General features: G+C 54.1%; 2 protein-coding genes and 1 pseudogene. 2 read left to right on the forward strand and 1 reads right to left on the reverse strand.

Going from position 1 to position 3,549, the window contains the following annotated elements; all coding sequences use genetic code 11:
- Nucleotides 1-24: 24 nt before the first annotated feature.
- Entirely contained in the window at nt 25-1,248 is a 1,224-nt protein-coding gene (gene sstT, locus ACTHUT_RS15650) for a serine/threonine transporter SstT (RefSeq protein ID WP_250599356.1), read from the forward strand.
- A gap of 227 nt (nt 1,249-1,475) precedes the next feature.
- A complete protein-coding gene (locus tag ACTHUT_RS15655; protein WP_440419003.1) occupies nt 1,476-3,332 on the forward strand; it encodes an ABC transporter ATP-binding protein in 1,857 nt (618 codons plus the stop codon).
- A gap of 108 nt (nt 3,333-3,440) precedes the next feature.
- On the opposite strand, the pseudogene ACTHUT_RS15660 reads toward ACTHUT_RS15655, so the two are convergent.
- Nucleotides 3,441-3,549 (reverse strand): annotated as a pseudogene (locus ACTHUT_RS15660) (TIGR00730 family Rossman fold protein); the annotation flags it as partial.

Raw genomic sequence — 3,549 nt, forward strand, 5'->3', positions numbered from 1 at the left:
TCTTTAAATTGTGAAGGAACGGATATGGCAAGTGGCAATCCGATTTTGAACGCGCTCAATCGCGTCAGCCTGGTGGCGCAAATCGCCATCGGCTTGGTTTTAGGTATTATTGTGGGTGCAGTTTCGCCGCAAGTCGGTATCAGCGCAGGACTGCTGGGCAGCCTGTTTGTCGGTGCGCTTAAGGCTATCGCGCCGATTTTGGTATTTGTTTTGGTGACTGCCGCTATTGCGCAACACCAAAAAGGCAATCAGGCCCACATCAAACCGATTTTAATTTTGTATATTTTCGGTACGTTTGCTGCGGCTGTGGTGGCAGTTATTGCCAGTATGGCATTCCCGACCACGCTGATTCTGCGTACGGCCAGCGATGTATCCGTTGCGCCGCCTTCCGGCATTGTCGAAGTGCTGAAAACGCTGCTGATGAATTTGGTGGCCAACCCGATTAACGCGCTGGCCAATGCTAACTATATCGGCATTTTGGCTTGGGCTTTGGTATTGGGTGCGGCTTTGCGCCATCACGGCTCGGATACGACCCGCCAAGTGGCGGCCGATTTGGCCGATACCGTTTCGACGGTTGTGAAATGGATTATCCGTTTTGCGCCGCTGGGTATTTTCGGCTTGGTGTCTTCTACCATTGCGGAAACCGGTTTTGAAGCGCTTGCCGGTTATATGCAGCTGTTGGCCGTATTACTCGGCTGTATGCTGTTTATTGCTTTGGTGGTCAACCCGATTATTGTGTGGTCGCAAATCCGCCGAAATCCTTTCCCGCTGGTGTTTATCTGCCTGCGCGAAAGCGGCGTTTATGCCTTCTTTACCCGTTCTTCCGCCGCCAATATCCCTGTGAATATGGCATTGGCGAAAAAACTGGGTTTGCACGAAGACACTTACTCAATCTCCATTCCATTGGGTGCTACCATCAATATGGCCGGTGCGGCAATCACCATTACCGTTTTGGCGATGGCTGCGGCGCACACGCAAGGCATTACGGTTGACTTCGCCACTGCCCTGCTGCTGAGCCTGGTGGCTACCGTCAGCGCGTGCGGTGCATCCGGTGTGGCCGGTGGCTCGTTGCTGCTGATTCCTTTGGCGTGCAGCCTGTTCGGTATCGATAATGATGTGGCCATGCAGGTGGTTGCCGTCGGCTTCATCATCGGCGTGATTCAAGACTCTGCAGAAACTGCGTTAAACTCTTCCACCGACGTCTTGTTTACTGCCGCTGCCGATTTGGGCCGTCAACGTAAAGAGTGATTTTTAAGGGCAACCTAAATCCAGCAAAGGCCGTCTGAAAAGTTTCAGACGGCCTTTGTTTTATGTAAAGCAAAGGGATTTTTAGATGGTCAAGCCGATAGATTGGTTTGATCGGACTGACGGTATCCGCTGTCATCAGTTGGATTTTTCCCGTAAAATACAGTCTTGAATGTATTTGAACACTTCTTTTCAGACGGCCTGACCGTCTTATCACATTTGCAAAAACAATGATTAAAAAAATATTCTCATGGTTCGAATCCCGAATCGACCCCTATCCCGAAGCCGCCCCGAAAACGCCTGAAAAAGGGCTGTGGCGGTTTGTCTGGAGCAATATCGAAGGCTTGCGCAAATGGATTGCCGTATTGGCGGTGTTTACCGCCGGTATCGGCATCATGGAAGCCCTGCTGTTTCAATTTATGGGCAAAGTCGTGGACTGGCTCGGCAAATACACGCCCGCGACCCTGTTTGCTGAAAAAGGCTGGGCGTTGACGGCGATGGCGGGGATGATGGTGTTTTTTGCCCTCTGGACCTTCCTCGCGTCCAACGTGCGCCTGCAAACCCTGCAAGGCGTGTTCCCCATGCGCCTGCGCTGGAATTTCCACCGCCTGATGCTGGGGCAGAGCCTCGGTTTCTATCAGGACGAATTTGCCGGCCGCGTGTCCGCCAAAGTCATGCAGACCGCGCTGGCGATGCGCGACGTGGTGATGACGGTTGCCGACATGGTTGTGTATGTGCTGGTGTATTTCATCACGTCCGGCGTGATTCTGATTTCGTTCGACGGCTGGCTGCTGTTGCCCTTTATCGGCTGGATTATCGGCTTCGCCTTGGTGATGCGCTTCCTGATTCCCAAGCTTGGGAAAACCGCCGCGCGTCAGGCGGATGCGCGTTCGCTGATGACCGGCCGCATTACCGACGCCTATTCCAACATCACCACCGTCAAACTCTTCTCCCACGGCGCGCGCGAAGCGGCCTACGCCAAGCAGTCGATGGAAGAATTTATGGTGACGGTACACGCCCAAATGCGTTTGGCGACGCTTCTGCACACCTGCAGCTTCATCGTCAACAGCTCGCTGACCGCCGGCACGACCGCGCTGGGAATCTGGCTTTGGTATCACGGGCAAGTCGGCGTCGGCGCAGTGGCTACCGCCACCGCCATGGCGTTGCGCGTCAACGGTTTGTCGCAATACATCATGTGGGAATCCGCCCGATTGTTTGAAAACATCGGCACTGTCGGCGACGGCATGGCAACCCTGTCCAAGCCGCACACCATCCTCGACAAGCCGAACGCCCTGCCGCTTAAAGTCACCCGAGGCGAAATCAAGTTTGAACACGTCGATTTCTCCTACGAAGCCGGCAAACCGCTCCTCAACGGCTTTAATCTGAACATCAAACCTGGCGAAAAAGTCGGCTTGATCGGCCGCAGCGGCGCGGGCAAATCCACCATCGTCAACCTGCTCCTGCGCTTTTACGAACCGCAAAGCGGCACGATTTCGATCGACGGCCAAAACGTGGACAGCGTTACCCAAGAAAGCCTACGCGCTCAAATCGGTTTGGTGACGCAAGATACCTCCCTGTTGCACCGCTCCGTCCGCGACAACATTATCTACGGCCGTCCCGATGCGACCGAAGCCGAAATGATTTCCGCCGCGGAACGCGCCGAGGCCGCCGGTTTTATTCCTAACTTAAGCGACGCCAAAGGCCGGCGCGGCTATGATGCACACGTTGGCGAACGCGGCGTGAAACTTTCCGGCGGCCAGCGCCAACGCATCGCCATCGCCCGCGTTATGCTTAAAGATGCGCCGATTCTATTGCTTGACGAAGCCACCAGCGCGCTCGACTCCGAAGTCGAAGCCGCCATCCAAGAAAGCCTCGACAAAATGATGGAAGGCAAAACCGTGATTGCCATTGCCCACCGCCTCTCCACCATCGCCGCGATGGACCGCCTCATCGTCTTGGACAAAGGCCGTATCATCGAAGAAGGCAGCCACACCGAATTGCTCGAGAAACAAGGCCTGTACGCCAAACTTTGGGCACACCAAAGTGGCGGCTTCTTGAGTGAGCATGTCGAGTGGGAAAACAATTAAACGCTTTGAAAGAAGATAAAAGGCCGTCTGAAAACATTTTCAGACGGCCTTTATTAATGAAGCAAGGGCAGGCGGGATAACCGCTTTTTTAGTTGAAACCTTAGTTTTTTACAGCCCCAGCGACCAAGCATTTTGGTGTTCGGACAAGTCTTCCAAGCGGTTTTCGTAATGGGCGAAGATTTCTTCGATGATTTCGTCTTCGTCGTCGATGACGCGG

The organism is Neisseria sp. P0022.S010, assembly GCF_051956635.1.